Annotated in this window: 28 protein-coding genes; 18 read left to right on the forward strand and 10 right to left on the reverse strand. The window is 67.4% G+C overall.

Annotated features, from left to right (window positions below):
- Nucleotides 1–32 precede the first annotated feature (32 nt).
- On the forward strand, nucleotides 33–530 hold the full coding sequence (locus CVUC_RS12745) for a hypothetical protein (RefSeq protein WP_010921159.1): 498 nt from the start codon (nucleotides 33–35) through the stop codon (nucleotides 528–530).
- Here CVUC_RS12745 and CVUC_RS12750 read toward each other — a convergent pair.
- Genes CVUC_RS12750 through CVUC_RS12765 form a run of 4 tightly spaced genes read right to left on the reverse strand, consistent with a single transcriptional unit; the run spans nucleotide 527 to nucleotide 6246 of the window.
- A complete protein-coding gene (locus CVUC_RS12750; protein WP_096034389.1) occupies nucleotides 527–2812 on the reverse strand; it encodes a CHASE2 domain-containing protein in 2286 nt (761 codons plus the stop codon). The genes CVUC_RS12745 and CVUC_RS12750 overlap by 4 nt on opposite strands.
- The gene (locus tag CVUC_RS12755; RefSeq protein WP_096034388.1) at nucleotides 2809–4182 is read right to left on the reverse strand and encodes a FecR family protein; all 1374 of its coding nucleotides are present in this window, start codon (nucleotides 4180–4182) and stop codon (nucleotides 2809–2811) included. The genes CVUC_RS12750 and CVUC_RS12755 overlap by 4 nt, the downstream gene beginning before the upstream one ends.
- Nucleotides 4149–4961 (reverse strand): response regulator transcription factor, encoded by an 813-nt coding sequence (locus CVUC_RS12760; protein WP_024265940.1) that lies wholly within the window; start codon nucleotides 4959–4961, stop codon nucleotides 4149–4151. Before CVUC_RS12760 ends, CVUC_RS12755 begins: the two co-directional genes overlap by 34 nt.
- A gap of 55 nt (nucleotides 4962–5016) precedes the next feature.
- The gene (locus tag CVUC_RS12765; protein WP_096034387.1) at nucleotides 5017–6246 is read right to left on the reverse strand and encodes a winged helix-turn-helix domain-containing protein; all 1230 of its coding nucleotides are present in this window, start codon (nucleotides 6244–6246) and stop codon (nucleotides 5017–5019) included.
- 118 nt (nucleotides 6247–6364) lie between these two features.
- Between CVUC_RS12765 and CVUC_RS12770 the strand changes: the two genes are divergently transcribed.
- Nucleotides 6365–7210 (forward strand): aldose 1-epimerase, encoded by an 846-nt coding sequence (locus CVUC_RS12770; protein ID WP_096034386.1) that lies wholly within the window; start codon nucleotides 6365–6367, stop codon nucleotides 7208–7210.
- On the opposite strand, the gene CVUC_RS12775 is transcribed toward CVUC_RS12770, so the two are convergent.
- The gene (locus CVUC_RS12775) at nucleotides 7200–8501 is read right to left on the reverse strand and encodes a lytic murein transglycosylase (RefSeq protein WP_096034385.1); all 1302 of its coding nucleotides are present in this window, start codon (nucleotides 8499–8501) and stop codon (nucleotides 7200–7202) included. The genes CVUC_RS12770 and CVUC_RS12775 overlap by 11 nt on opposite strands.
- A 209-nt stretch (nucleotides 8502–8710) precedes the next feature.
- Between CVUC_RS12775 and ykgO the strand changes: the two genes are divergently transcribed.
- The 5 genes from ykgO to CVUC_RS12800 all read left to right on the forward strand — a co-directional run bounded on the left by ykgO (nucleotide 8711) and on the right by CVUC_RS12800 (nucleotide 10968).
- Nucleotides 8711–8836, forward strand: coding sequence for a type B 50S ribosomal protein L36 (ykgO, locus tag CVUC_RS12780; protein WP_004616427.1), 126 nt, complete (start codon nucleotides 8711–8713; stop codon nucleotides 8834–8836).
- Nucleotides 8836–9453 carry an HAD family hydrolase gene (locus tag CVUC_RS12785; RefSeq protein WP_096034384.1) on the forward strand — a complete coding sequence of 206 codons (618 nt, stop codon included), beginning with the start codon at nucleotides 8836–8838 and terminating at the stop codon, nucleotides 9451–9453. The genes ykgO and CVUC_RS12785 overlap by 1 nt, the downstream gene beginning before the upstream one ends.
- Nucleotides 9454–9554: 101 nt before the next feature.
- Nucleotides 9555–9824, forward strand: a complete 270-nt coding sequence (locus tag CVUC_RS12790) for a DUF2312 domain-containing protein (RefSeq protein WP_010921151.1) — start codon at nucleotides 9555–9557, stop codon at nucleotides 9822–9824.
- A gap of 47 nt (nucleotides 9825–9871) precedes the next feature.
- The gene (locus CVUC_RS19905; protein WP_024265939.1) at nucleotides 9872–10207 is read left to right on the forward strand and encodes a hypothetical protein; all 336 of its coding nucleotides are present in this window, start codon (nucleotides 9872–9874) and stop codon (nucleotides 10205–10207) included.
- A gap of 296 nt (nucleotides 10208–10503) precedes the next feature.
- Entirely contained in the window at nucleotides 10504–10968 is a 465-nt protein-coding gene (locus CVUC_RS12800) for a hypothetical protein (RefSeq protein ID WP_164468234.1), read from the forward strand.
- 29 nt (nucleotides 10969–10997) lie between these two features.
- Here the strand turns inward: CVUC_RS12800 and CVUC_RS12805 are convergent, their stop codons facing one another.
- Nucleotides 10998–11099, reverse strand: a complete 102-nt coding sequence (locus tag CVUC_RS12805) for a hypothetical protein (RefSeq protein WP_010921148.1) — start codon at nucleotides 11097–11099, stop codon at nucleotides 10998–11000.
- Complete coding sequence (locus CVUC_RS12810; protein WP_096034381.1) at nucleotides 11099–12565, reverse strand: sigma-54-dependent transcriptional regulator; 1467 nt, start codon at nucleotides 12563–12565, stop codon at nucleotides 11099–11101. Before CVUC_RS12810 ends, CVUC_RS12805 begins: the two co-directional genes overlap by 1 nt.
- 151 nt (nucleotides 12566–12716) lie before the next feature.
- Here CVUC_RS12810 and CVUC_RS12815 point away from each other — a divergent pair, with 151 nt between their 5' ends.
- From CVUC_RS12815 to CVUC_RS12825, 3 genes are read left to right on the forward strand one after another with little or no spacing between them, the layout of a single operon-like run.
- Nucleotides 12717–13088, forward strand: coding sequence for an MmcQ/YjbR family DNA-binding protein (locus tag CVUC_RS12815; RefSeq protein WP_096034380.1), 372 nt, complete (start codon nucleotides 12717–12719; stop codon nucleotides 13086–13088).
- A gap of 41 nt (nucleotides 13089–13129) precedes the next feature.
- Complete coding sequence (locus tag CVUC_RS12820) at nucleotides 13130–14920, forward strand: M3 family oligoendopeptidase (protein WP_096034379.1); 1791 nt, start codon at nucleotides 13130–13132, stop codon at nucleotides 14918–14920.
- A gap of 6 nt (nucleotides 14921–14926) precedes the next feature.
- Nucleotides 14927–16282: an ABC1 kinase family protein gene (locus tag CVUC_RS12825; RefSeq protein WP_096034378.1), complete on the forward strand. Its 1356-nt coding sequence runs from the start codon at nucleotides 14927–14929 to the stop codon at nucleotides 16280–16282.
- 111 nt (nucleotides 16283–16393) lie between these two features.
- Here CVUC_RS12825 and CVUC_RS12830 read toward each other — a convergent pair whose 3' ends face one another.
- Together CVUC_RS12830 and CVUC_RS12835 are read right to left on the reverse strand one after the other, a co-directional pair.
- Complete coding sequence (locus CVUC_RS12830; protein ID WP_096034377.1) at nucleotides 16394–16993, reverse strand: hypothetical protein; 600 nt, start codon at nucleotides 16991–16993, stop codon at nucleotides 16394–16396.
- Nucleotides 16983–17483 (reverse strand): RNA polymerase sigma factor, encoded by a 501-nt coding sequence (locus tag CVUC_RS12835; RefSeq protein WP_096034376.1) that lies wholly within the window; start codon nucleotides 17481–17483, stop codon nucleotides 16983–16985. Before CVUC_RS12835 ends, CVUC_RS12830 begins: the two co-directional genes overlap by 11 nt.
- Before the next feature lie 96 nt (nucleotides 17484–17579).
- Between CVUC_RS12835 and CVUC_RS12840 the strand changes: the two genes are divergently transcribed.
- The 7 genes from CVUC_RS12840 to CVUC_RS12870 all read left to right on the forward strand — a co-directional run bounded on the left by CVUC_RS12840 (nucleotide 17580) and on the right by CVUC_RS12870 (nucleotide 23416).
- Nucleotides 17580–18053, forward strand: a complete 474-nt coding sequence (locus CVUC_RS12840; RefSeq protein WP_010921141.1) for a PaaI family thioesterase — start codon at nucleotides 17580–17582, stop codon at nucleotides 18051–18053.
- A gap of 3 nt (nucleotides 18054–18056) precedes the next feature.
- Nucleotides 18057–18980 carry an alpha/beta fold hydrolase gene (locus CVUC_RS12845; RefSeq protein WP_096034375.1) on the forward strand — a complete coding sequence of 308 codons (924 nt, stop codon included), beginning with the start codon at nucleotides 18057–18059 and terminating at the stop codon, nucleotides 18978–18980.
- Nucleotides 18981–19051: 71 nt separating this feature from the next.
- Nucleotides 19052–20053, forward strand: a complete 1002-nt coding sequence (locus tag CVUC_RS12850; protein WP_096034374.1) for a glycosyltransferase family 9 protein — start codon at nucleotides 19052–19054, stop codon at nucleotides 20051–20053.
- A 63-nt stretch (nucleotides 20054–20116) separates the two neighbouring features.
- Nucleotides 20117–20347 carry an aa3-type cytochrome c oxidase subunit IV gene (locus CVUC_RS12855; RefSeq protein WP_010921138.1) on the forward strand — a complete coding sequence of 77 codons (231 nt, stop codon included), beginning with the start codon at nucleotides 20117–20119 and terminating at the stop codon, nucleotides 20345–20347.
- Between the two features lie 118 nt (nucleotides 20348–20465).
- On the forward strand, nucleotides 20466–21608 hold the full coding sequence (locus tag CVUC_RS12860) for a Re/Si-specific NAD(P)(+) transhydrogenase subunit alpha (protein ID WP_164468233.1): 1143 nt from the start codon (nucleotides 20466–20468) through the stop codon (nucleotides 21606–21608).
- Nucleotides 21609–21633: 25 nt separating this feature from the next.
- Nucleotides 21634–21969 (forward strand): proton-translocating transhydrogenase family protein, encoded by a 336-nt coding sequence (locus tag CVUC_RS12865; RefSeq protein WP_010921136.1) that lies wholly within the window; start codon nucleotides 21634–21636, stop codon nucleotides 21967–21969.
- Nucleotides 21970–21997: 28 nt separating this feature from the next.
- Nucleotides 21998–23416: an NAD(P)(+) transhydrogenase (Re/Si-specific) subunit beta gene (locus CVUC_RS12870; protein WP_096034373.1), complete on the forward strand. Its 1419-nt coding sequence runs from the start codon at nucleotides 21998–22000 to the stop codon at nucleotides 23414–23416.
- A 139-nt stretch (nucleotides 23417–23555) separates the two neighbouring features.
- On the opposite strand, the gene CVUC_RS12875 is transcribed toward CVUC_RS12870, so the two are convergent.
- The gene (locus CVUC_RS12875) at nucleotides 23556–23909 is read right to left on the reverse strand and encodes a UrcA family protein (RefSeq protein WP_024265937.1); all 354 of its coding nucleotides are present in this window, start codon (nucleotides 23907–23909) and stop codon (nucleotides 23556–23558) included.
- A gap of 346 nt (nucleotides 23910–24255) precedes the next feature.
- On the opposite strand from CVUC_RS12875, the gene CVUC_RS12880 reads away from it, so the two are divergent.
- Entirely contained in the window at nucleotides 24256–25068 is an 813-nt protein-coding gene (locus tag CVUC_RS12880; RefSeq protein ID WP_096034372.1) for a M23 family metallopeptidase, read from the forward strand.
- Nucleotides 25069–25126 lie beyond the last annotated feature (58 nt).

Genomic DNA, 25126 nt, shown 5'->3' on the forward strand with positions numbered 1-25126 from the left:
TATTGTCCCAGCGGTCGTAGGAGCCAGGCACCATGCGTCAATCGATCGTCGCCTTAGGGCTGGCCGTTCTCTGTCTGGGCGCTTGCGCGTCGCCCCGCGCCATCGGGCAAGGCGATGTGAGCCCGGTTGCGGGGGCGTCCGCAGCGGTCCATGGCGCTCCGACCGATCGAACGGATGAGGCTTATGTCCGCGCGATCCAAGACGGCGTCCTGACCCGACTGGGCGCGTCGCGCGGCGCCGACAAGCCCGTCTTTCTCGTGCAGGTCGGCGTTGCAAGGGCGGTCGCGGACGTCGGCGTCTCCAGCGCTGCGGGCGCCTTGGATCCCACCGCTTGGCGGAGCCCGAGCGCGACCGCGCCCTGGTGGCGACCTTGGGCGAAAGGCCGCGCGACGCGTGCTGTCACTCTGGCCGTGATCGACGCGCGGGACGGGAAGACCATCGCGTGGTCTTCGGTTCGGGTCGGAGAGCAAGCGCCGGAGGCTGTCGCCAAGCTTCTGGTGGACGCCCTGAAGGGCGCAGACCGGCCTTAACCGCCTTGCACGACGCCGTGTCGTGGCAGGCGCACGGTGAATTCAGCGCCCACGCCGGGCTCGCTGCGGCAGGAAACCTCGCCCCCGTGCCGGGCGACCGCCGCCTGTACGAACGCCAGTCCAAGACCGACGCCGTTGCTGGCCAGCTCATGCCCCGGCCGTTCGAACCTTTGGAAGGGCCGAAAGGCGGTCGCCGCCTCTTCGCGGGAGAAACCGGGTCCCTGGTCGGCGATGGCGATGCAGGCGACCGGTCCGCTGGGTGAGGGCTGCTCAGCCAGGTTGACCGTGATCGTCGATCCAGAGGGGCTGTATTTCAGGGCGTTGCCCAGCAGGTTGACGAACGTGCGGGCGAGCACGCTTCGGTCCCCCAGCACCATCAAGGGCGCTTCGCCGCCGACCTGCTCGATGCGGATCTTGCGCTGCAAGGACTGGGGCCAGACTTCATCGATCGCCTCGACCGCGACATCGGCCAGATCCAGGGGTTCCAGCGAGACCGGCGTGACCTCGGCGCGAGCCAGCTGCACGAAGCCGTCGGCGAGGGCGAGCGTGCGGCGAGCATAGGCGGCGATGCGGTCGGCCGTCTCCTTGGGCAGGTCGGGCGTAGTGGCCAGCAAGGCCAGGATCGAGGTCTGCGGCGAGCGCATGTCATGGGTCAGCAGCTGCAACGCCTGCTCCCGCTGGCGCATGGCGGCGGTCAGGATCGAGATGTCGGCCAGGCGAACGATCCATCCGGCGGGGCCGCCATGCTCGTCTCGACGAAGGACGGTCTGCAGCTGAAAGGCCCGGCCGTCGGGCAGGTGCAGGTCGATCGGATCGTGGCGGTCCGTGGCCTGCGGCCAGTCGAGTTCGAAGCGTCGCCCCAGGGGGTCCAGCAGATTGATCAAGTCCGCCAGCGATGCGCCGTTCAGGGTCGCCTGATGCGGCTTGAAAAGGGCCTGGGCCGCAGCGTTCGCGGCGATCACCCGCCCTTGCTCGTTCGCCACCAAGGTGGCGTCCGGCAGGCTGAACAGGGCGTCGGCCGAGAAGCGGCGCAGATCGTCCATGCGTGTGATCGCGTCACCGAGGCTGGAAGCCTGGCGCGTCACGACGTCGCCGGAGAACGCGGCGGGTTTCGCGCCTCGCCCGCGAACAACGGCCCGGACGCGCGCCAGCTCGCGTCCGATCAGGTCGTTCACCTGGCCCAGGCGGCCCCAGCCCCAGATCAGGGCGACGAGTTGCAGGCCGATCACGGTCGTGATCGGGGAGAGCCAGATATGGCTAAGCCAGAACAGCGCCGCCGAATAGGCCAGACCCACCAGGCAGAGGCCGATGGTCAGCAGCAGATTGGCGCGTGGCGGCAGGGCCATGAACCCGATCATCAGTAGCCAGAGCAATGTCAGGCTGAACCCGACGCGGCTCCAGGGGCCGGCCGGCGTGATCATCCGGCCGCTTCGCAAGGCGTCGAGCACGCTGGCCTGCAGCTGAACGCCGGTCATGCTGGCGGCGTCCGGGGTGACGGGCGTCGGAAAGGCGGGGCCAAGGCCCGGCGCGGTCAAGCCGACGAAGACGGTCCGTCCCGCGATCAACTCACGGGGCACTTCCCCGTCGAGCACGCTCGCGAAGCTGGCATGGCGATAGATCGACGGGGGGCCCGCAAAGGAGATCAGCAGCGTCTGCTCATTACCCCGTGTCACATCCGGCGAGCCCGGCGGACGGGTGGCGCGGTGGACGACGGTCATCAGGTCGGGTTTGAGACTGGGCCCGTTCGCCTCGAACGGCGCCATGCGGCGCACCACGCCGTCGTCATCGAAGCGCACGTGCGCCAGACCAACCCCGGCCGCGCCCCGGGCGATCTCGGAAATCGATCCGACGACGCGAGGAGGCGCTTGCTCGCCGCCGTCGATCAGGAACTCCGGGAGGTAGACCCGTCCGGAACGGGCGATCGCTTCGCCCAGCGCACGGTCTTGGGCGGGATCGCGCGACGGCTGGCTGAACAGCACATCGTAGACGATGGTCTTGGCCCCCGCCTGGGTCAGTTGGTCGACCATCCGGGCGTGCGTGTCGCGCCCCCAAGGCCAAGCCCCCATCCGGGCCAGGCTGCGATCGTCGATGTCGACGATCAGGATGGAGTCATCGGCGGGATGGGCGTTGGCGCGCGTCAGAACGTCGTAGAGGACATTATCGATCCGACTGGGCGGCCGTACCGCGAAGACGGCGAACACCAGGCTGGCGGCCATCGCCAGCCAGAGCCACGACAGCCGCCGTTCGCCTGAGCGTGACGGGCGGGAGCCGGTCTCCCTCACTTCCCGATCTGCAGCTGCTGCAGCGGCCCCTGCTTCTCGCTCATCACGCCGTCCTTGAAGCGCAGCGCGGTGACGCGCCAGGCATAGGCGCCCGGCGCCAGATCGGTCAGCGTCAGATAGGGCTCGGTCAGGCCGGGCTGGTCGACGATCGGGGTCTGAGTGTCGCCATTGGCGAACATCTGGAACCGGTAGTTCCGCACGCCGTCGCCGGCGGAGCTCCAGCGAAACAGGAACTTGCGGTGCTTGCCGTCGCGTGCGTCGCTGGGCGGCGCGGCGTCCAGGGTGTCGAGGTCCCGGTCAAAGCTGTAATCGGCCGGGAAGCCTTCCAGGCCGCCCGGATCGATCGCGGTCAGGCGGACGAAATAGGTCCCGTTGGCCACCTGGCCGAAGTCGACGATCGGATACTGCTGGGACGTGGTCTGGGTCGTCGCCTCGGCGAAGATATCGATGAAGCCCGCGTCGCGAGCCAGCAGAACGCGGTATGACGCCGCGCCTGTCACAGGCTCCAGGCTGAAGCGGACCAGGGCGTCGCTCTGGGTTTGCCCCCCGGCGCCAAGCTTGGGCGCCGGCAGCAACTCGACCGGCGCGCCGACACCATCGGCCGAGGCGCTGACGCCGAAGCCGGCCTGGATGGGCGCGTTGTCGCTGGCGCTCGCGCCGGCGTCGACGCCGACGGCGCCAACCAGGACCTCGGTCTGAGCCTTGTCGGCCCCGGCCCCGACGCGGAACTCGGTGCCTCGCACCGCCGACACCGAGACGGGGGTGCGCACCTCGAACCGCGCACCGGGCGTCGGCGTGGGGGTGGCCGAAATCGTCCCCTTGCCTTGCTCCAGCTGGAACACCCGCTGGGGCGCATTGTTGATCAGGACCTGGCGCAGCTTGGCGATCCGGATCCGCGTGTTCGAGGGCAGGGTGACGCGCGAGGCGTCCTCCAGCTCGAACGTGGCGAAGGCGCCCGGCCCCGTGATGATCCACTGGCCCTCCGACAGCGGCATGCCGACGCGGGCGGGCGTGCGCTGGCCATTCGTCTCGATCTGAACGGGGCCGGTGAAGGCCGACAGCGTCGCGGCGATCGGCGTCGACTTCAAGAGATTGGGGTCGATGTTCAACTGCGAGCCCGGACGCAGTCGCCTTGGCTCCTGGACGCCATTGGCCTTCTGGACCCGGCGATAGTCGCTGGGGCGGTTCAGATAGGCGCGACCAAGACCGATCAGGGTGTCGCCGGGCTTGACCACATAGGCCACCGGCGGCTCGGCGGGCGGGGTCTGGGCCCAGGCGCTCGCGCCGCCCGCCAGCGCCAGAACCACGAAACTCACCCCAGCGGCCTTGATCATGCTCAGTCTCCCCCGCCCGCCGTATCCGGGTCGCACGCCTCAAGACGATAGCCGAAACCGTAGACCGTGCTCAGCCGGAAACCGTTGCTGGGACGAAGGTGAAGCTTTGAGCGCAGCCGAGAGACATGGGCGTCCAGGGTGCGGGTCTCCAGGTCCGGCCTCTGCCCCCAGATGCGCCGCAACAGATACTCCCGCGACAGGGGCCGTGAGAGATTGCTGAACAGCAGCGAAGCCAACTGGAACTCCTTGGGCGTCAGGGCTTCGACCTGGCCGTTCCAGCTGGCGGTCTGGGCGCCGGGGTCCAGTCGATAGTGCCCGTACTGTTCCGTCTGCGGCTGTGACGCCGGCCGGTGAATACGCCGGACAACGGCGTTCACGCGCGCCAGCAGCACCTGCGGCTGCAGCGGCTTGACGATGTAGTCGTCGGCGCCGGCGTTCAGGCCCTCGACGAGATCGGCCTCCACCGAACGACTGGTGAGCAGCAGTACGGGCGGGGCCGTCGCGGGATCCTCCCGCAGAAGCTTCAAGGTCTCGACGCCGGACAGCTCGGGCATGTTCCAGTCGAGGATGATCAGATCGAAGGTCTGTTTGCGCAGCTCGGCCAGCAAGCGCGACGGCGTCGTGAAGCTGGTGCAGACGAATCCGGCGGGCTCCAGAACCGAAGCCACGAGCGCGTTGTGACTTTGGTCGTCGTCGAGCAGGGCGACTTTCATAAGCTCACTTAAGCTGGGAAGTGGCGCGTCCCGCGGGGGAGCGGAACGCGCCGCGGGCGACTCTCTGTCGGTGGGGCGACAAGCAGGCGTCCAGCTGTTCATCTGTACCTTGCTCCGCCCTTGCCCGCTCGACCTGAGGCCGCATTTTTACAATGCTTTACAGTCCGGTCGAGGCGTCTTTGGCGCGAGGCTCCACAACCGAACCCAAGGCGGGGGCGAGATCGCCGACCGGCCGGACTTCGACGCCTTGAAGGCCAAGCCAATGGGCCATGAGGGCCAGTTCCCCGGCCAGGGCCAGGGGGGTCTTCGCGTCGGCCCGTGACTCGGCGTGCGCCGCCAGGACCAGAAGCCGGCCCGCCTTGCGATCCGCCTTGAGGTCCACCCGGGCCGTGATCGCCTCGTTCTGCAGAAAGGGTAGCACATAGTAGCCGTGGGTGCGCTTGTGGGCGGGCGTGTAGATCTCAAGGCGCACGCGCACGTCGAACAGTCGCTCGGCGCGCTCCCGAAACCAGATCAGATTGTCGAAGGGGGAGAGCAGGGCGGCGGCCTTGATCGCCCGTGGACGCCGGGCCTCGGGCCAGAGATAGGCCGGTTGATCCCAGCCGGCGACCTTGACCGGAACCAGGGCGCCTTCCGCCGCCAAGGCGGCGACGCCGTCGCGCGCATCGTTCACGCCAAGGCGGAAATAGTCGCGCAGGTCGCGTTCGGTCGCGACGCCCATGGCCTGGGCGGCGATCCTGAGCAGCGCACGGCAGGCCTCAACCCGATCAGGCGTGGGCGCGTCGTGGATGGCCTTGGGCAGGACCCGCTCGGGAAGGTCGTATACGCGCTCAAAGGCTCCGCGACGTGTGGCGGTGGTCAGGCGGCCGGTCCAGAACAGGCACTCCATCGCCCGCTTGCCCTCGCTCCAGCCCCACCAGCCGCCCGCGCCCTTCGCGCCCAACGCCAGTTCGGAGGCGGCGAGCGGTCCGCGCTTATCGACGGCCTTAAGCGCCTGATCGATGAAGTCGGCATGGGTGTGCAGGAACTTGGCGACGTTCTTCCAGACTCCCACGCCGTCGCGGGCGTCCTGCATGCGCCAGCGCAGTAGCGGATGGGTGGCGAGCGGCGTCAGAGACGCCTCGTGCGCCCAGTATTCGGCCAGGGCGGGCTTGCGCCCCCAGGCGAGGTCCTCGAGCAGGGCGCGGTCGTAGGCGCCCAGGCGGGAGAAGAACGGCAGATAATGGGAGCGCGAGACCACATTGACCGAGTCGATCTGGACGACGCCGAGCGCCTGGATCGTCGAGAGCAGGTGACGCTTCCCAGGTTGTGCGGGCCGGGGGCGTCCGAAGCCCTGCGCCGCCAGCGCAATTCGGCGCGCCTCGGGGGCGGAGAGGGTTTCGAGCATGGCCCCAGTTGAGCTTGGCCCTGACGGCCGCGCAAGGTGGTGAGACCGCTACCATGAGGCTTGGCCTCGGCGTCGAACGCCCCTACCGATGCCGCGATAGGTTCTGGGAGAGCGCAAAATGGTCGCCATTGAGAAGGGCGGAGCCCGCTTGGTGTTTGCGCCCGAGGTCGGTGGGGCCGTGGCGGCGTTCACCGTCGATGGGCGCGAGGTCTTGCGGCCTACGGCGCCGCAGGTCGACGACGCCTTGCTGACCGCGAACTTTCCGCTGGTTCCGTTCTGCAATCGGATTCCGAACGGGCGGTTTGAGTGGCGAGGAACGTCGGTGACCTTGCCGCCGAACCTGGAGGGCCATCCCCACCCTCTGCACGGCCAGGGCTGGCGCATGCCCTGGGCGGTGGAAGCGATCGAGACCGACCGCGCCTTGCTGGTGTTCGAGCATCCCGCCGGCGACTGGCCCTGGGCCTATCGCGCGGAGCAGGCCTTCACGCTGAGCGAGACCGGCTTTCGCGTGACCCTGACCGTCATCAATACCGGGGAGGAGGACATGCCCGCCGGGCTTGGCTTCCACCCCTATTTTACGGCCCGGCCGGGCGAGCGCCTGGCGGCGCAGAACGATGGCGTCTGGCTCATCGACGAGGACGTCCTGCCGACTGTGCGCCACGCCGGCCGCTGGGGACCCGACTGGGCTGTCGGCGCGCCCGTGGCCGGACATGCGCTGATCGATCACTGCTACACGGGCTGGAACCAGCGCGCGGTGCTGAGCGCGCCCGGCCGGCCGGACACCGTCATCACAGCGTCGCCCGACTGCGCATGGCTGCACGTCTATGCGCCGCCCGGCGAGGACTACTACTGCGTGGAGCCCTGTGCGAGCCGCCCCAACCCCTTTGGGGAGGGCGAAACGGGAATGGTCACGCTGCGTCCGGGCGAGCGCCGGTCGATCTGGATGGAGATCGCTACGGGCTGATCCCGGCCTGGGCCTTCAGCCGCGCGACCATGTCGTTGGACAGGTAGCCGTCGGCGGGCAATTGCTGGCTCTGCTGCCAGGCGCGCAGCGCCCGTCGCGTGCCGGCGCCGATCACACCGTCGGCGGGGCCGGGATTGAAACCGACGCGCGCCAGGGCGATCTGGGCGGCCATGCGATCCGACATCGACAGCGGGGTCTCCACCGGCCAGGGCGTGATCGGCGGCGCGCCGCCGGCGAACCGGTCGGCCAGCAGGCCGATGCCCAGCGCATAGGACGTGGAGTTGTTGTAGGTCCTGATCGCAAAATGATTGGGCAGGGCGAGGAACGCCGGTCCCGTCGCGCCGGCCGGCAGGATCAGCATGGCGGGCGACGCCGCGTCCTGAGCGGTCCAAGGCAGGCCATCCGCGCGGCGCACGCCGCGGGCTTCCCACCAGGCCGGGATTTCCCTGGGGCCCTCAGTGACCGAGTAGTCGAAGCCTGGCGGCAGGATGACCTCCCTGGCCCAGCCGACGTTCCGCTTCCAGCCGCCGCGCACCAGCAGATTGGCGGCCGAGGCCAGGGCGTCGGCGTCCGAGCCCCAGATGTCGCGGCGGCCGTCGCCGTCGAAGTCCACGGCTGTGGCCCTGAAGCTCGTCGGAATGAACTGGGTCTGGCCCATGGCGCCGGCCCACGAGCCTTTCAGCTGGGCGCGCGTGACCTCGCCGGAGTCGATGATCTTCAGGGCGGCGATCAGTTCGCCCTCGGCCCAGGCCCGTCGACGGCCGTCGGCGGCAAGGCTGACCATCGAGCGGACCACGTCGAAATTGCCTTGCAGCTGCCCGAACGCGGACTCCATGGCCCACACCGCCAGCAGGATGTCACCCGGCACGCCGTACCGGGACTCGATCTGTGAGAGGAAGTCTAGCTGATCGCGCTTGCTGCGGCCGATCGCGACGCGGTCCTCGCTGATCACGCCGCGGATATAGTCGCCGACGGGCTTGGAGAACTCCGGCTGGCGGCTGTCGAGACTGATCACTCTGGGATCGGGAATCACCCCGCCCAGCTCGCGGTCCAGAAGGTCGGGCGACAGTCCCGCCGCGATGGCTCGGCCACGGAAATCCTGCATCCAGGTGTCGAAGGCCAGTTCGCCTGCAGGCACCGGTGTCTGCGGCGTGGGCGCGGGAGCGACGGTCGTTTGAGGCGCGGGCGCAGGCGGCGGCGCAGGGCTGATGGCGGTCAGCGGCCCTTGCGGTGAGGTGTCCGCGCAGCCGGCGAGCAGAAGAACAAGAAAGACGCGACGATCGATGGCCATGCGAAGGAAGCTACCGGGGTTCGCGGGAAAGCTTCAATCACAAGCGCGCCAGACGGGTGAAGTTCCCGCCCTGCGCCGCGAAACGCCCAGGAGCGCATTGACTCCGGCCCGCGTCCTGACTATACGCACCGCCTCCGAAACACCCGGACGTTCCGGCCGTCGTCTTGTGCGCGCCCGAACCTCTCCGCTGAGTACAGACAGAGACGGTCATGAAGGTTCGCAGCTCGCTGAAGTCGCTGAAGGGTCGCCACCGCGACTGCAAGATGGTCCGCCGCAAGGGCGTGATCTACATCATCAACAAGACCGACCCGCGCTTCAAGGCCAAGCAAGGCTGATGACGCGCTCGCGTCCCAGAGCCGTTCTCTGGGATGTCGGCAATGTCATCGTGCGCTGGGACCCCCGCGCACTGTATGCGAAGATCTTCAAGGAACCGGCCGATCTCGACCGGTTCCTTTCGCATGTCTGCACCCTGGACTGGCATGTCGAGCATGATCGCGGCGTGTCTTTCGCCGACAACGCCGCGCCGCTGATCGCCCGTTTTCCGGAGCACGCGGCGGAGATCCGCGCCTGGGATGAGCGCTTTGACGAGATGCTCTCCGGGCCGATTCCCGAGACGGTCTCCGTCATCGAAGCGCTGGCGGCGCGCGAGACGCCGCAGTTCGCGCTGACGAACATGCCCCAGAGCAAGTGGCCGATCGTCCAGGCTAAGTCCCCCGCACACTTCGGTCATTTCCGTGATGCTGTGGTGTCGGGCGACGAAGGCGTGATCAAGCCTCATCGCCGCATCTACGAGATCGTTCTGGAGCGCACCGGCCTGGCGGCCGATGATCTGCTCTTCATCGACGACAGCGCCGCCAACATCGCCGCGGCCGCCGAGATGGGCTTTCACACGCATCACTTTACCGACCCGGCCGCCTTGCGCGAGGCGGTCGCCAGCCAGGGTTTGCTTTAGGCGAGGATCGGCCGGCCAGACGCGGAATCGCGCTTCCCAGCGACGCGCCTTCGAACTAGGTTCCGCGCCTCCTGAATTCCTGCCTTTCGCGAGACGCCCCCATGGCCGACGACGCCATTCCCCACACCGACGTCCTGAACTCGACCGCCCAGGGTCAGCTGAAGTCGATCATCGAGCGCGTCGAGCGCCTGGAGGTCGAGAAGGCCGAGATCATGGAGCAGATCAAGGAAGTCTACGCCGAGGCCAAGGGCAACGGCTTCGACGTCAAGGTGCTCAAGAAGGTGGTCCGTATCCGCAAGCAGGACCGGGCCAAGCGCCAGGAAGAAGACGCGATCCTCGACCTCTATCTGTCGGCGATCGGCGAGATCTAGGTTTTTCAGCGTGCGTCGGCGCGTGGCGTGCGGGATAAGTCCTGACCATGCGCGCCAAGCCGCCGGATCCCAAGGAACAAGCCAAGCGGGCCGCGCTGAACGCCTTGAAGCGCGCCCGCCGCGCGGCCGAGAAATCCGGCGTGGAGCTTTCCGAATGGGAGGGTGAGTTTCTCACCAGCGTCGCCCAACGGGTCGAGACGTATGGTCGAGCGTTCGCCGACCCCGAGAAGGGGGCCCGAGGTCAGGCCCTCTCCGGAAATCAGACCATCAAGCTCAAGGAGATCGCCCGCAAGGCCAAGGGCGAGAAAAAGCCCCTGAAGCGCGGCAAGGGCTTTGGCCGGCGGGGCGCACCCCCCGCGACGGCGCCGGAAGACGAGGATTGAACCGACCTGCGATTTCCGGCAGGTAGGATTTCGTGGCGCACTTTTCCCGTGCGGCCCCTGTGGACTCACAATCTGGGATTTTTGTCCCAAAGGCTTACCAAAAACTGCCGTTCCGCGAACTGCGTTAGGGTCTTGTTAACCGCGCGCCGCGAAAATGTGAACAATTGTAAAGAGTTAACGGTTTCACGTTGTGGGGTTCCGAGTCGCCGGCGGGCAGCGACTCCAGCTCAAGGCGCGCGGACGAAAGTCCGCAGGGGGCGCCGAGCGAGCTCCACGGCTTCGCGGAAATAAGGACAATGGCGACGACCTACCAATATCTGCTGCGCCGCAAGGCGGAGCTGGAGACCCGCATGGTTGAGGCTCAGCGACGCGCGCAAGCGCCGTTCGAGAGCGAACTCAGAGCAATCGTCTTGGCGCTGGATGCGCTGACCCAGGCCGGCATGGCCGAGCGGCTGACGTCAGGGGAGGCGCCCGCCTTCGCTCCGCCCGCGCCGAACAAGCGCGGACGTCGCGGGCGTTCGACACGCGACATGATCTTGATGACCCTGGCGCAGGCGCCGGGTCTGACCGAGGCGGAAATCGCCCGCCAACTGGATCACCGGTGGAGTCGGCCCATCACGCCCGCCCTTGTTGGACGTGTCCTGGAGCCGCTCGAGATCGAGGGCTTGGTCAGGCGCTCCGGCGCGGGCTGGGTCAGGGTCGAGGAGCCGTCCGACAAGGACGAAGCGCGATCCGAACTGCTCGCCGCGTCGGGACACTGAAGCGCCGGCGGCCGGAAGCAACCGGCTGCTTAGCTTCTGCGAAGAACGGGTTTCGCGGCGGCGCGCGCGGGCTTGAGCAGTGCCTTCAGGCGCTGCTCGCGCGACAGGGGGCGGAGGATCAGCGGGCTCATCAGCCCGCTTCCTTCATGTCGACTTCGATGCCCTGCTCGCGAACCTTGCGATAGAGGGTCGAGCGACCGATGCCCAGACGCCGCGCGACCTCGCTCATGTGGCCGGCATAGACGTCGATCGCATGCTGGATGAGGTCGCGCTCGATCTCCTCCAGGGTCCGCAGGTGACCGCGATCGTCGAGGATGCGCACAGGCGCCTCTGCGACGGCGGCGGCCATCGCCGCATGCGTGGCTTGCAACAGGGCTGCAGGCGGCGGCGAGGGCGCGATCGACACGGCCTCGATCGGCGCGGCCAGGCCCGAGATCGCCGGGAAGTCGAACGGCTGCAGATAGGGCGCATCGGCCAGCACGATGGCGCGATAGACGGTGTTTTCCAGTTGCCGCACATTGCCGGGCCAGTCGAAGCTGGTCAGCAGTTGCATCGTCTCGGGCGAGGCGCCGATCACGCGCTTGCCTTCTTCGACGTTGAACCGGCGGATGAACGCCTCGACGAGGGCCGGGATGTCCTCGCGACGCTCGCGCAGGGACGGCGCCTCGATCGGGAACACGTTCAGGCGATAAAACAGGTCTTCGCGGAACCGGCCGCCCGAAACGGCCTGCTGCAGATCGCGATTGGTCGCCGACACGATCCGGACATCGACCTTGATCGAGCGCTTGGAGCCGATCGGGTCGATCTCGCCCTCCTGCAGGGCGCGCAGCAGCTTGACCTGCATGTCGAGCGGCAGCTCGCCGACCTCATCGAGGAACAGGGTGCCGCCGTCGGCCTCCTTGAACTTGCCCAGATGCTTGTCGGTGGCGCCGGTGAACGAGCCCTTCTCGTGGCCGAACAGGATCGACTCCACGAGGTTCTCGGGGATCGCGCCGCAGTTGACCGCGACAAACGGCTTGCCGGCGCGGTCGGAAGAGCCGTGGACGGCGCGGGCGATCAGCTCCTTGCCGACGCCGCTTTCGCCGGTGATCAGCACCGGGATACCGCTCTTGGCGGCCCGCTCGCCCATGCGCTTGACCATGGTCATGACCGGCGAGGCGCCGATCAGGTCCGCGAAGGTGGTCTTGCCGCCCGCGCGCTTGGTCAGCCGCTCGACCTCGCCCTTGAGGTCGCCCATCGACAGGGCGTTGCGGATCGACACGGTGATCCGCTCGGGCGAGGCGGGCTTGATGAAGAAGTCGCAGGCGCCGGCCTGCATGGCCTTGACCACGGTGTCGACGCCACCGCTGGCCGTCAGCACGATCACGGGCTGGTTGAAGCCGCGGGCGCGCATTTCCTTCAGGGCGTCCTGACCGTTGAGGCCAGGCATGACGAGATCCAGCAGGATGACATCGGCGGGCGCGCCGGACGTCAGGTGCGCGATCGCCGCGTCGCCGCCTTCCGCGTGCGAGACCGCGAACCCGTCGCGCTCGAGCACCGCTTGAATCAACCGACGTTGTGTCGGGTCGTCATCGACGACAAGGACCGTTTTGGTCATTGGACATCCACCAGAACCGGCCATGCCCACGTGGAGCAGGGCTCTTGTTGGTTCAGAGTGATACAGGTCGCGGGTAAACACCGGCTTTCGGAGAGGTGTCGCGAACCTTAAGACTTAGGCTTAACAGGGTCTTACGCGGGGAACGGGTGGTATGGACATGGAAGGCGCGGCCAAGCTTGCCCTGGCGTTGCCCGAGGTCTTAGGCGGTGTCGGCGAAACCGGTTACGCGAACTTCGATGTCGGCGGTAAGGCGATGGCCTGGAGCTATCTGGCCAGGCCCGACCCTAAGGCCGCGCGCGTGCTGGTTCCCGGCGTGCTGGCCGTCCGCTGCGCCAAGGAGACCAAGGCGATGCTGCTGGAGGCCGCGCCGGAGCGGTTCTTCACCGACGACCACTATCGGACCTATCCGGCGGTGCTGGTTCGGCTGGAGGCGATCGAGGCCGAGGAACTGGACGGCCTGCTGCGCGGCGCGTGGAAGACCGTCGCGCCCACTGCCGTCAAGAAACGCCATCCGCACCTTTGACGCATTGCGCGGGCGGGGGGCGGAGGCCTATCTGCTGATCCATGAACGCGCCCTTCAAGCCCGCCGCCCCGCCCGAATGGAACCTGGCCGATCTTTATGTCGGCCGCGACGACCCCCGCATCGAGACCGATCTGGCCGCCGCCAAGGCCGCCAATGACGAGCTGGCGTCTTTGGAGGGGATGTTCCTGGAGGCCCGCAAGGAGCCTGAGCGCCTGGGCGTGCTGCTGGATCGCGGGATCACGCTGTATGAGCAGGCCACCAACGGCCTGTGGGGTGTCGGCGCCTACGCGGCCCTCGCGGCCTCCGTCGCACGCGATGATCCGGCCTGGGCCAAGTTCGAGGGCGACCTTCGGGCCCGCTCGTCTCAGATCGCCGCCGAGAGCCTGTTCTTCACGCTCGAGCTGAACCAGCTAGAGGACAGCGAGATCGCCAAGGCGCTTCAGGCGCATCCCGACGCGGCGCGCTGGGCCCCCTGGCTGCGTCGCGTGCGCCTGTCGCGGCCGCACGAGCTGTCGCCCGAGCTGGAGCGCTTCATCGTCGACAAGGCCCCGGCGGTCGCCAACTGGGTGCGGCTCTACGACGAAACCCTGGCCAAGCTGACGGCGCAGGTGGGCGATGATACCCTGACCCTGGCTGAAGCCCTCAACCGCATGTCCGATCCGAGCGTCGAGCGCCGCAAGGCCGCCGCCGACGGTCTGGCCGCGGCGCTGGAGGCGCGCGCGTCGACGCAAGCGCTGGTGCTGAACACCCTGGCCTTCGAAAAGCAGGTCGAGGACCGCTGGCGGCGCTACGAGACGCCCGCCCAGTCGCGGCACCTGGCCAACGAGGTCGACGCCGACGCGGTCGACGCCCTGGAGCAGGCGGTGGTCGAGGCCTATCCGCGCCTGTCGCATCGCTACTACGCCCTGAAGGCCAAGGTGATGGGCGTCGCGACGCTGGACTACTGGGACCGCAATGCGCCCCTGACCGCCGCCGCCCCGCGCGCCTACGCCTGGGACGAGGCCAAGAGCATGGTTCTGGAGAGCTTCCAGGATCTGGCGCCCAAGTTCGCTGACGCCGCGCGCGTCTTCTTCGACAAGCCCTGGATCGACGCGATGCCGCGTCCGGGCAAGCAGTCGGGTGCTTTCGCCCATCCGGTGACGGCCGACCGCCATCCGTTCGTGTTCATGAACTATATGGGCGAGCGCAGGGACGTGCTGACCCTGGCCCACGAGCTGGGTCACGCCGTCCATCAGACCCTGTGCCAGCCGCTGGGCACCCTGCTGGCCGATACGCCCCTGACTCTGGCCGAGACGGCGTCGATCTTCGGTGAGGGCCTAGTTTTCAACCGCCTGCTCGCCGAGGCCAGCCCCGAGGACCGCAAGGGTTTGCTAGCCGGCAAGATTGAGGACGGACTCAATACCGTCGTCCGGCAGATCGCGTTCCACCGCTTCGAGCGTCGCTTCCACGAGGCGCGCCAGGATGGCGAGCTCTCGCCCGACCAGATCGGTGCCCTGTGGCTTGAGGTCATGGGCGAAAGCCTCGGGCCCGCGGTGAAGCTGAATGCGGGTTACGAGCACTACTGGGCCTATGTCAGCCACTTCTGCCACGCCCCGTTCTATGTCTACGCCTACGCCTTCGGGGACCTGCTGGTGCGCGGCCTGATGGAGAAGCGTCGCGAAGATCCCGAGCGCTTCGCGCCGCTTTATGAGCAACTGCTGGCGGCCGGCGGAACCAAGACCTATGTCGAGGCCCTGGCGCCGTTCGGCCTGAACCCGCGTGAGAAAGCCTTCTGGGCCGCCGGCTGCGCGCAGCTGGAGCGGCTGGTCGACGAGTTTGAATCCCTGGTGTGAGGTGACATGGCCGACGACGCCCGCGACCCCGAACGCGACCGCCTGACCGGCCGGCTTTCCCGCTTCGCCAAGGTGGGCGCCGGCTTGTCGGGCGCGGCCGTGTCTTACGGCGCAAACCGTGTGTTCGGCGGCGACGAGGCCGACGCCCGTAACGCCAAGGCGTTGAAGGCGGCGCTGGGCGGGCTGAAGGGGCCGCTGATGAAGGCGGCCCAGATGTTCGCCACGGTGCCGGACCTGCTGCCGCCGGAGTTCGCCAAGGAGCTGGCCGAGCTGCAGACCAACGCTCCGGCCATGGGCTGGCCGTTCGTGCGCCGGCGGATGGCGGCCGAGCTGGGCGCCGATTGGCAGGCGCGGTTTACGAGCTTCGAGCCCGAGGCCGCCGCCGCCGCGTCTCTGGGCCAGGTGCACCGCGCCGTCGCCCATGACGGACGCGCCCTGGCGGTGAAACTGCAGTATCCGGACATGCAGAGCGCCGTCGAAAGCGATCTTGGCCAACTGCGCGCGCTGATCGCGCTGATCAAGCGCATGGACGGCGCGCTCGACCCGTCAGAGGCCATTGTCGAGATCGGCGACCGTCTGCGTGAGGAACTCGACTACGCTCGCGAGGCCAGGCTGATGGCGGTCTACGCCAACTTCTTCGCCGATCGCGCGGACATCCGCACGCCAGAGCCCGTGCTGGAGCTTTCCACCGGGCGGCTGCTGTCGATGACCTGGCTGGACGGCCAGGGCCTGCTGACCTTCAAGAGCGCGCCGCAGGCCGTGCGCGACCGGATCGCGGCCCTGCTGTTCGAGGCGTGGTGGAGCCCCATGACCCATCTGGGGATCATCCATGGCGATCCGCACCTGGGGAACTACACGTTCGCCGGGGAGGGCGCCGCCCATCTCAATCTGCTCGATTTCGGCTGCATCCGGATCTTCCCGCCGAAGTTCGTCGCCGGCGTCGTACGGCTCTACCGAGCCCTCGCCAATGACGACCGCTCCGAACAGGTCGAGGCCTATCGTAGCTGGGGCTTCCAGGGGCTGAGCGATCCCCTGGTCGATGCGCTGAACGTCTGGGCGCGGTTCATCTATGGCCCGCTGCTGGACGACCGGGAGCGCACGGTGGCCGACGACGTTCCGCCGGGCGAGTATGGCCGACGCGAGGCCTTCAAGGTGCGTCAGGCCCTGAAGGCCGTCGGCGGCGTGACCATTCCGCGTGAGTTCGTGTTCATGGACCGCGCCGCCATCGGCCTGGGCGCAGCGTTCCTGCACCTGGGCGCGCGGCATAACTGGCGGCGGATGTTCGAGGCCTCGCTCGAAGGCTTCTCGGAAGAGGCCGTGGCCGAGCGGCAGGCGAAGGCGTTGAGCTTCGTCGGGTTATAATTTCATCGTCATCCCGGCCGCAGCGAAGCGGAGAGCCGGGACCCATGGGCAACCGCATTGCCGCTAACCCCTGGGTCCCGGGTCGGCTTCGCCGCCCGGGATGACGAGGTTTTAGGCTTCGTATTCTTTCAGCAACGCCTCTAGCCGCCGTTGCTCGGGCTTCATCACCCAGTGATAGCGGCCGGTATTCCAGCCCACGCTGGCCACCAGGGCCACGCCGAACACGAACAGCATCTGCCAGCCGTCGCGCTCGCTGGCCTTGCCGACGTCCTGCAACTGCCCAACTGCGACGACCATCGGCGCCATGAACACGGGCAGCATCATCCAGAAGATCCGCACGTTCGCTCGCGCCCGGCGGTTGGCGGCCAGCATGGCCTCCAGGGTGTCGCGCATCGGCGAGCCTCCAGCCGTCTTCCGGTTTCGCAGCATCAACCCGGCGATCAGCACCGCGGCGAACATGAGCCAGCAGACACCCATCATCACCACGGCCCCCCACTCCTGGCCCACGTCCATGCGGCCCGACGCGATGGCCTGGGCGGCGATGATCGAGAAGATGGTCATGGCCGTAACCGGGATCGCGAAGAGCAGCCGTTCGCCCCGGCGGCGCGCCTTCAGCATGTGCATCAGTTCCTCCATCAGATAGGCCTGAGCCTTGTCGTCCGGCGTGTTGGCCGGAGAGCGCCAGGCGGCTTGCAGGGTTTCAAACTCCATCGTCGGATCCCTCCACGAGGCTGGAGACGCGCTGGCGGATTCTGGTCAGACGCGCCCCGACATTGGTTTCTGACAGGCCGTGCAGGCGGGCGATCTCGGCATAGCCGACCCCGTCCAGCGACAGCAGGATCAACGAGCGCTCGACCGGCGGTAGCCGGCGGATCGCGGCGTAGAGCCGTTCCAGCAGAGCGCCTTGCGGATCAGTCCCGGCGTCGCGCGTCAGAAGCTCCGCCTCGACCACCACGCCGCGCAGTCGCCGGCGGACCTCGCCTCGCTTCCAGGTCAGGGCGGCGTTGTGGGCCACGCGGTGGGCGAAGGTCCCGGCCGCGCTCTCCGCGCGAAAGCTGGGGCGCGCCCGCCACAGCGCCACGGTCAGCTCTTGCAGCAGGTCGTGCTGATCCGGCGCCTCCGCGAACGCCCGCGCCGTCCGGTGCAGCATCGGCAGATGCGGCGCCAGCCAGTCGGCGAAGTTGTCGTGGTCTCGGCTCAACCCATCCCCCCCCCGTGTTCGAGAGGTTAGATGCCGGCCAGACCCGCGTCCTTACGGAAGGCTTTCCTTTTTTCAAACGCTTGTTAGCCTGCCTCCATGTCCGACGACCTGACAGACGCCCAGACAGCGGCGATTCCCGAAGGCTTTTCCCAGCTGAACTGGTCGCGCGGCTTTGGCCGCCAGATCGGGCCGCTGTTCGAGCACCGCGAGGGTCCAGGCCAGGCGCGCCTGGCCTTTCGGGTCGAGGAGCATCACACCAACGGCCTGGGCAACTGCCATGGCGGCATGCTGATGAGCTTCGCCGACATGGCCTGGGGGCGGATCATCTCGCTGCAGAAGTCCTACAGCTGGGTCACGGTCCGGCTCATGTGCGACTTCCTCTCGGGCGCCAAGCTGGGCGACTGGGTCGAGGGCGAAGGCGAGCTGATCAGTGAAGAGGACATGCTGTTCACGGTTCGCGGCCGCATCTGGGCCGGCGAGCGGACGCTGATCACCGGCACCGGCGTCTTCAAGGCGCTGAGCGCGCGCAAGCCGCGTCCCGGCGAGCTGGCCTACAAGGAAGAGGCTTAGGTCATGGCCGACGATCAAGCCGCGACGGCCTCGCTGCTGGCGCCCTTCCAGGGCGCGCCGCCGCCGGCGCCCGCCTGGTTCGACGCCGCCATCGCCCAAGTCCCCGAGCGTACGACGATCACGGTGGAGGGGGCGAATATCGAGCTCCTGACCTGGGGCGAGGTGGGCAAGCCCGGCCTTCTGCTGCTGCACGGCAATGGCGCCCACGCGGATTGGTGGAGCTTCATCGCGCCGTTCTTCGCCAAGGACTGGCGGGTGGCGGCGATCTCGTGGTCGGGCATGGGCGGCAGCGACTGGCGCCCCGCCTACAGCGCCGAACTGTTCGCCACCGAGATCTTCGCGGCCGTGGAGGCGGCGCAGCTCGAGGCGGGCGGCGTCAAGCCGCTTGTCGTGGGTCACTCGTTCGGAGGCTTTCCGACCCTCTATTGCGCCGCGCGACACGCCGAACGCCTGCGGGGCGCCATCCTGCTCGACACCACCATCCAGCCGCCGGAGAAGCGCTGGAAGGGGCCGCCGCCCCGATCCGGCAAGGGCGCGCCGGTTTATGCGACTCTTGAAGAGGCCCTGACCCGGTTCCGGCTGGCGCCGCCGCAACCGTGCGAGAACCTCTATATCGCCGACTTCATCGCCAGGCGTTCGCTGAAGGAGACCGCCGAGGGCTGGACCTGGAAGTTCGATCCGGACCTGTGGCGAAACTTCAAGATGCCGGACCTGGGCGATCTGTTGCCCGAGATCGCCTGCCCCACCGCCCTGGCCTGGGGGGAACGCTCCAATCTGATGACCGACGAGACGCTGAACTACATGGTCGGACGCATGCCCGAAGGCGTGCTCAAGCTCGCTATCCCCGACGCCGACCATCATGTCATGGTGGATCAGCCCCTGGCCTGCGTCGCGGGATTGCGCGGCCTGCTGGCGAACTGGCCTTGACGCATCGCGGCGGGTGACAAGGCGCCCCGTGCCCGCTAATCGCGGAGCAAGCCGCCGAGAGACCGACCGACTTGTCCGCATCGACGTTCCAGGGCCCCGTTCTCGTCTACGCGCCTGATCGCGGGATCGGCGACCTGATGTGGCACTTGCCGACGATGCGCGCGATCGCGGCCGCGCTCCCGGAGGGCAAGGTTGTGCTGGTCGCTCGGCCGTCGAGCCGGGCCTCAGAGGTGCTCAAGGCTGAGCCGTCGGTCGCGCGGGTGCTTTACGCGCCTCACTACAAGGATCGCCTCAAGGGCGTGCGCGAGGCGCTCGACTTCCATCGAATCTGCCGGGCGGAGAGGCCGCGCGCGGTCTGGATCCTGGAGAAGATCGACCGCCCCGCCATCGCTGCGGCCCTGGCGGGCGTGCCTGAGCGACGTGGCTTTGGCCTGGGCCACAGCCAGGAGCGCTTTCTGACGACGGGGCCCTTCCTGCCCAAGGCCATGCGCCCGGCGCACCGTATCGAGAAGCTGGAGGCCTTCGAAAAAGCGCATGGTCTTGTCGTGACCAGTCGCGAGCCGTCGCTGAAGCTGGACCCCGACGCGCTGGAGGCCGTTAAGAAGCGCTATGCCGACCGGCCCGGGCCGTGGCTTTGTCTCGGGATCGGGGCCAGCGAGCCGGCTCGCACCTGGCCGTCGGACCGCTTCGCCGAGACCGCCCGGCGTGTGTCAGACCTTTTCGGGACGGTGTTCTGGGTCGGAGGTCCGCACGAAGCCGAGCGCGCCAAGGCCGCAATCGGTGATCTGACGACCGCCGTAGTCGCCTGTGACCTGCCGCTGGACCAGTCGGCCGCCTTGATCTCGCTGTCCGCCGGCTTCCTGGGCAACGACTCCGGGGCTCTGAACGTCGCGGCGGCCGTGGGGACGCCGTGTGTGGGATTGATGGGCACCGCGCCGGTGCCGGCCTACTCGCGGTGGCTGTCGCGACTGGATGGTGGACAGGGGCGGATCGCCGATATCTCCGTCGAAGAGGCGGTCGCGGCCGTCCGCACCCGCTTTGTCGACGAGCACTGGGGCGATGCGCGCGCTTGAGCCTTCGTCGCCCGCGTTGTATCGGGCGAACTAGACTTTTTCTTTTCCTGTTGAGGACGACACATGGCCGGCGACTATCACCGCGGTGAAATGGACATCCAAGAACAAGCTGCCACCTACGACGCGTTCGGCAAGATGACCAAGTGGGGCTCGCTGGCCATTTCGGTCCTGCTGCTCTTCTTCACCCTGCTGTTCTGCACGTCGGCGGGTTTCATTGGTAGCGCTATCGCCTCGATCGTCCTGCTGGTGCTGGGTGTGGTGCTCCTGAAGGAAAAGCCCACGCAAAGCCACTGACACCGGTGGCCATCGGTAGAATTTTTCCCTGACGTGCACGTCATGCCTCGACAAGAGGCAAGACTATCCCCTACAGAGCCCCTCATGCTGGTGAGGTAACACCGCTCTGGGGAGGGGAATGCCGATGGCCGTCATCGCCGTCACGAAAGAGACCCGCGCCGACGAAACGCGGGTCGCGGCTACGCCTGAAACGGTCAAGAAACTCGGCGCCGCCGGGTTCTCGGTTGTGATCCAGGCTGGAGCTGGGACGGCCGCGTCCTATCCGGACGCCGACTACGAGGCGGCGGGCGCCAAGATCGCCAAGACCGCCAAGGACGCGCTCAAGGACGCCGACGTCCTCTTCAAGGTGCGCGCGCCTGAGTCGGCCGAGATCGCGGCGCTCAAAAAGGGCGCGATCGTCGCCGCAGCGCTCAATCCGTATCAGGACAAGGAAACGCTGGACGCGCTGGCCAAGGCCGGCGTGACGGCGATCGCCATGGAGTTCATCCCGCGCATCACCCGCGCGCAGGTGATGGACATGCTGTCCAGCCAGGCCAACCTGGCCGGCTATCGCGCGGTGATCGAAGGCGCCGAGGCCTATGGCAAGGCCCTGCCGATGATGATGACCGCCGCCGGCACCGTCGCCGCGGCCAAGGTGTTCATCATGGGCGTGGGCGTCGCCGGCCTTCAGGCCATCGCCACGGCCCGCCGCCTCGGCGCCGTCGTGACCGCCACCGACGTGCGTCCGGCCACCAAGGAGCAGGTCGAGTCGCTGGGCGCCAAGTTCCTGGCCGTCGAGGACGAAGAGTTCAAGAACGCCCAGACCGCCGGCGGCTACGCCAAGGAAATGTCCAAGGAATACCAGGCCAAGCAGGCCGAGCTGGTCTCCAGCCACATCGCCAAGCAGGACATCGTCATCACTACGGCCCTGATCCCGGGCCGCCCCGCGCCGAAGCTGGTCAGCGCCGCCCAGGTCGCGTCGATGAAGCCAGGCTCGATCCTGGTCGATCTGGCGATCGAGCAGGGCGGCAATGTCGAGGGCGCCAAGCTCAACGAGACGGTCGTGACCGCCAATGGCGCCAAGATCCTGGGTCACGCCAACCTGCCGGGCCGCATCGCCGCCGACGCCAGCGCGCTCTACGCCCGCAACCTCTTCGCCCTGTCGTCGCTGTTCACGAACAAGGAGGGCGCTTTCGCCCCCAATTTCGAGGACGAGATCCTGCAGGCCGCTGTCGTCACCCGTGACGGCGCGATCGTCCATCCGAACCTGAAGACCGCCTAACTCCAGAATCGAAAGGGAGGCTCCCATGGAAGCCGTCGACCCCACCGTGTTCCGTCTGGCGATCTTCGTGCTCGCCATCTTCGTCGGCTACTACGTCGTCTGGAGCGTGACGCCCGCGCTGCACACGCCGCTGATGGCCGTGACCAACGCCATTTCGTCCGTGATCATCGTCGGCGCCCTTCTGGCCGCCGCCGCCCACGGCGCCAACTCAGACCTGGCCGGCGGCGCTGTCTCCGGCTCCACCTGGATCTCCAAGGGGGCCGGCGCGATCGCTGCGGCCTTTGCGGCGGTCAACATCTTCGGCGGCTTCTTGGTCACCCAGCGCATGCTGGCGATGTACAAGAAGAAAGAGAAGAAGTGAGCGGGCGAGAGCAGGGGGAACCAGTCCAATGAACGCCAATCTCGCCGCCATCCTGTACCTCGTCTCCGGGGTGCTTTTCATCCTCGCCCTTCGCGGCCTGTCCAGCCCGGTGACCAGCCAGACGGGCAACCGTAACGGCATGATCGGCATGGCCATCGCTGTCGGCACCACCCTGGCCACGCTCTGGAGCCAAGGCGCTCTGGATGCCGTTACTCTGGGTCTGATCCTTGGCGGCGTCGCCGTCGGGGGCGCGGTCGGTGCGGTGATCGCTCGCAGGGTCGCCATGACCTCGATGCCGCAACTGGTCGCCGCCTTCCACAGCCTGGTCGGCATGGCCGCCTGTCTGGTGGCCGTGGCCGCCATCTACACACCCGGAGCCTATGGCATCGTGGGCGAAGACGGCGCCATCCACGGCGCCAGCCTGATTGAGCTGTCGCTGGGTCTGGCCATCGGCGCCATCACCTTCACCGGTTCGGTCATCGCCTTCGCCAAGCTGAACGGCAACATGGGCGGGGCTCCGATCCTGCTGCCGGCGCGTCACCTGCTGAACATCATCATCGCGGTCGCCATTGTGGCCCTGATCGTGGTGCTGGTCGCCAGCGGCGGTTCGGCGATCTGGGCCTTCTGGGGCATCTTCGCCCTGTCGCTGCTGATCGGCGTCACCCTGATCATCCCGATCGGCGGCGCGGACATGCCTGTCGTGGTGTCGATGCTGAACAGCTATTCCGGCTGGGCGGCGGCGGCCCTGGGCTTCACGCTGGAAAACACCACCCTGATCATCACCGGCGCGCTGGTCGGTTCGTCGGGCGCGATCCTGTCCTACATCATGTGCAAGGGCATGAACCGCTCGTTCGTCTCGGTGATTCTGGGCGGCTTCGGCGCCGACGCCGCGGCCGCTGGCCCCGGCGGCAAGGTCGAGACGCGCCCCGTCAAGCAGGGCTCGGCCGACGACGCGGCCTTCATCATGAAGAACGCCAGCAAGGTGATCATCGTCCCGGGTTACGGCATGGCCGTCTCCCAGGCTCAGCACGCCTTGCGCGAAATGGCCGACAAGCTGAAGGAGGAGGGCGTCGAGGTGAAGTACGCCATCCACCCCGTCGCGGGTCGGATGCCGGGCCACATGAACGTGCTGCTGGCCGAGGCCAACGTGCCCTATGACGAGGTCTTCGAGCTGGAGGACATCAATAGCGAGTTCTCGACGGCGGACGTCGCCTTCGTGATCGGCGCCAACGACGTCACCAACCCGGCGGCCAAGACCGACCCGACCAGCGCCATCTTCGGCATGCCGATCCTGGACGTTGAGAAGGCCCGCACGGTGCTCTTCGTCAAGCGCGGCATGGCCTCGGGCTATGCGGGCGTCGAGAACGAGCTCTTCTTCCGCGACAACACGATGATGTTGTTCGGCGACGCCAAGAAGATGGTCGAGGGGATCCTGAAGGGGCTTTGACGCCTCGCCCCTGGAACGACGAAGGCCCCGGCGATGACGCCGGGGCCTTTTTCGTGCGCGCTCCATAAGCAGAGGCCCCAGGGTTACCTGGGGCCTCTGTCGTGGGGCGGGGAGTGGGGTGTGGCGGTCGCCTTTGCGATCACTGCGCGGCGAGCTCGACCGTCGTGGCCCGCTTTGCCTGGATCAGGGCCTTGCGCTGGGGCTTGGACAGTTGGCGCTCGGCTTCGCGTTGGACTTCCACGCGGCACTGGCCGAACGACATATCCAGGGTGTTGTTGCGCAGCTTCGCGCGGCAGAGCGTCTCGCCAGCTTGCTGGACGCGGGCCTTGAACAAGGCGGCCTGGGCGGGGTTCGACAGGTTCAGGTCAGACACTGCAATGCTCACGCGCGGGTCGCTCTCGGAGGCGTTGGCGGCTTGCGTCAGGCCCAGGACCGGCACGGCGGCGAGGCTCAGGGTGGCGACGGTGGTCAGGCTCATGATGAACTTGCGCATTTGAAGTATCCCTCTGGCTGGGCGCTGTTCGCTGCGCCGATGAATATTGGATACATTCGGGTTCTCGCGAAGTCTCGTTACACCTCAGTCATGACGCGTAATTAAGAGAATTACGGGGCTTTAATATTCTAAACAGTCTGTAATGTTTGAAGTTTTTGTGACCGTATTGCTTGGGTCGTTTGAGTATATGGTTTGTAAAGGGTTAATCGACGCCCCGTTCCGCCCGATGCGACATTCATGCACGCCGTCGATTCACCATCCCGAAAGGTCAAGTATGAGAGCAAAACCGTCCAGACGCGGTCCTGGCGACTGACCGGGCGTCGAAGAGGAAGTGGTTTTGGTCTCTATGAGCTTGGCGCTATCGCCGCAGCACTTGCGCGTCGCGCTCTTCTCGATGCTGGGTATCGCTGCGATGGCGACCGCGTTGAACGGCGCGGTCGCGATGAGCGAGTGGATTGCGCGCGCGCCGACCAGCTCGGCGATCCCTGCGGTGGCGCAACCCGCACCGGAGCCCGAGGTCCAGGCGCCGCCCCCGGCCTTCGCCTTTGACGCACCCTTGCCGGGGCGGGTCATCAATTCGCCCTTCGGCTTGAGACAGATGCCGTGGGAGGAAAGCGGTCGGCTCCACCAGGGCGTTGATATCGCAGCGCCCGCCGGCGCAGCCGTGAAGGTCGCGGCCCCTGGCGTCGTAAAGGCCACCGGGGTCAGCGCCACCTATGGCCGCTACGTCCTCGTGGTGCACAAGGGCGGTCTGTCGACCCTGTACGCTCATCTGGCCCGTCCTGCCCGTAGCGTGAAGCGCGGCGCCTATTTGCGGCGAGGCGACATTGTCGCCTTCGTCGGCAATTCCGGACGGTCCTCGGGCTCGCATCTCCATTTCGAGATCCGGAAGGGTGACAAGCCGCTCAATCCCAGCTTCTTCCTGGGGCGAACCTTCGCCGAGGCCGATGATCTGCCCTTGCGTGCGGCCGGCCGCGTCTCGCGAAAAGTCCACAAGGCTACGGTCTCGCGCTGGCCGCCCGGCGTGACCAAGCCCGCCAAGGAGAAGGTTCAATTGGCGCGTTTGAAGACCGGACGAGCCAAGGCGGCCATTCCGGTGTCCACAGTTCCGGCGCCCGCCGCCTCGACGGCGCTGAGTTCGGCGGAAGCCGCTATTTAAAATTCGAAACCGACCATCGACGGTCTCGACCGTTCGCCAACCGCCATTACATTGAACG

This window comes from Caulobacter vibrioides (genome assembly GCF_002858865.1).
GTDB classification, from domain to species: Bacteria; Pseudomonadota; Alphaproteobacteria; order Caulobacterales; family Caulobacteraceae; genus Caulobacter; species Caulobacter vibrioides.

Coding starts and splice junctions, on each gene's coding strand:
- CVUC_RS12830 (WP_096034377.1), bottom strand. CDS start 16,993: ATGGAGTTTGAAACCCTGCAAGCCGCCTGGCGCTCTCCGGCCAACACG.
- CVUC_RS19905 (WP_024265939.1), top strand. CDS start 9,872: ATGCGCGCCAAGCCGCCGGATCCCAAGGAACAAGCCAAGCGGGCCGCG.
- ykgO (WP_004616427.1), top strand. CDS start 8,711: ATGAAGGTTCGCAGCTCGCTGAAGTCGCTGAAGGGTCGCCACCGCGAC.
- CVUC_RS12810 (WP_096034381.1), bottom strand. CDS start 12,565: ATGACCAAAACGGTCCTTGTCGTCGATGACGACCCGACACAACGTCGG.
- CVUC_RS12815 (WP_096034380.1), top strand. CDS start 12,717: ATGGACATGGAAGGCGCGGCCAAGCTTGCCCTGGCGTTGCCCGAGGTC.
- CVUC_RS12800 (WP_164468234.1), top strand. CDS start 10,504: ATGGCGACGACCTACCAATATCTGCTGCGCCGCAAGGCGGAGCTGGAG.
- CVUC_RS12775 (WP_096034385.1), bottom strand. CDS start 8,501: ATGGCCATCGATCGTCGCGTCTTTCTTGTTCTTCTGCTCGCCGGCTGC.
- CVUC_RS12840 (WP_010921141.1), top strand. CDS start 17,580: ATGTCCGACGACCTGACAGACGCCCAGACAGCGGCGATTCCCGAAGGC.
- CVUC_RS12855 (WP_010921138.1), top strand. CDS start 20,117: ATGGCCGGCGACTATCACCGCGGTGAAATGGACATCCAAGAACAAGCT.
- CVUC_RS12825 (WP_096034378.1), top strand. CDS start 14,927: ATGGCCGACGACGCCCGCGACCCCGAACGCGACCGCCTGACCGGCCGG.
- CVUC_RS12875 (WP_024265937.1), bottom strand. CDS start 23,909: ATGCGCAAGTTCATCATGAGCCTGACCACCGTCGCCACCCTGAGCCTC.
- CVUC_RS12770 (WP_096034386.1), top strand. CDS start 6,365: ATGGTCGCCATTGAGAAGGGCGGAGCCCGCTTGGTGTTTGCGCCCGAG.
- CVUC_RS12785 (WP_096034384.1), top strand. CDS start 8,836: ATGACGCGCTCGCGTCCCAGAGCCGTTCTCTGGGATGTCGGCAATGTC.
- CVUC_RS12860 (WP_164468233.1), top strand. CDS start 20,466: ATGCCGATGGCCGTCATCGCCGTCACGAAAGAGACCCGCGCCGACGAA.
- CVUC_RS12865 (WP_010921136.1), top strand. CDS start 21,634: ATGGAAGCCGTCGACCCCACCGTGTTCCGTCTGGCGATCTTCGTGCTC.
- CVUC_RS12845 (WP_096034375.1), top strand. CDS start 18,057: ATGGCCGACGATCAAGCCGCGACGGCCTCGCTGCTGGCGCCCTTCCAG.
- CVUC_RS12760 (WP_024265940.1), bottom strand. CDS start 4,961: ATGAACAGCTGGACGCCTGCTTGTCGCCCCACCGACAGAGAGTCGCCC.
- CVUC_RS12880 (WP_096034372.1), top strand. CDS start 24,256: ATGAGCTTGGCGCTATCGCCGCAGCACTTGCGCGTCGCGCTCTTCTCG.
- CVUC_RS12820 (WP_096034379.1), top strand. CDS start 13,130: ATGAACGCGCCCTTCAAGCCCGCCGCCCCGCCCGAATGGAACCTGGCC.
- CVUC_RS12805 (WP_010921148.1), bottom strand. CDS start 11,099: ATGAGCCCGCTGATCCTCCGCCCCCTGTCGCGCGAGCAGCGCCTGAAG.
- CVUC_RS12745 (WP_010921159.1), top strand. CDS start 33: ATGCGTCAATCGATCGTCGCCTTAGGGCTGGCCGTTCTCTGTCTGGGC.
- CVUC_RS12790 (WP_010921151.1), top strand. CDS start 9,555: ATGGCCGACGACGCCATTCCCCACACCGACGTCCTGAACTCGACCGCC.
- CVUC_RS12870 (WP_096034373.1), top strand. CDS start 21,998: ATGAACGCCAATCTCGCCGCCATCCTGTACCTCGTCTCCGGGGTGCTT.
- CVUC_RS12765 (WP_096034387.1), bottom strand. CDS start 6,246: ATGCTCGAAACCCTCTCCGCCCCCGAGGCGCGCCGAATTGCGCTGGCG.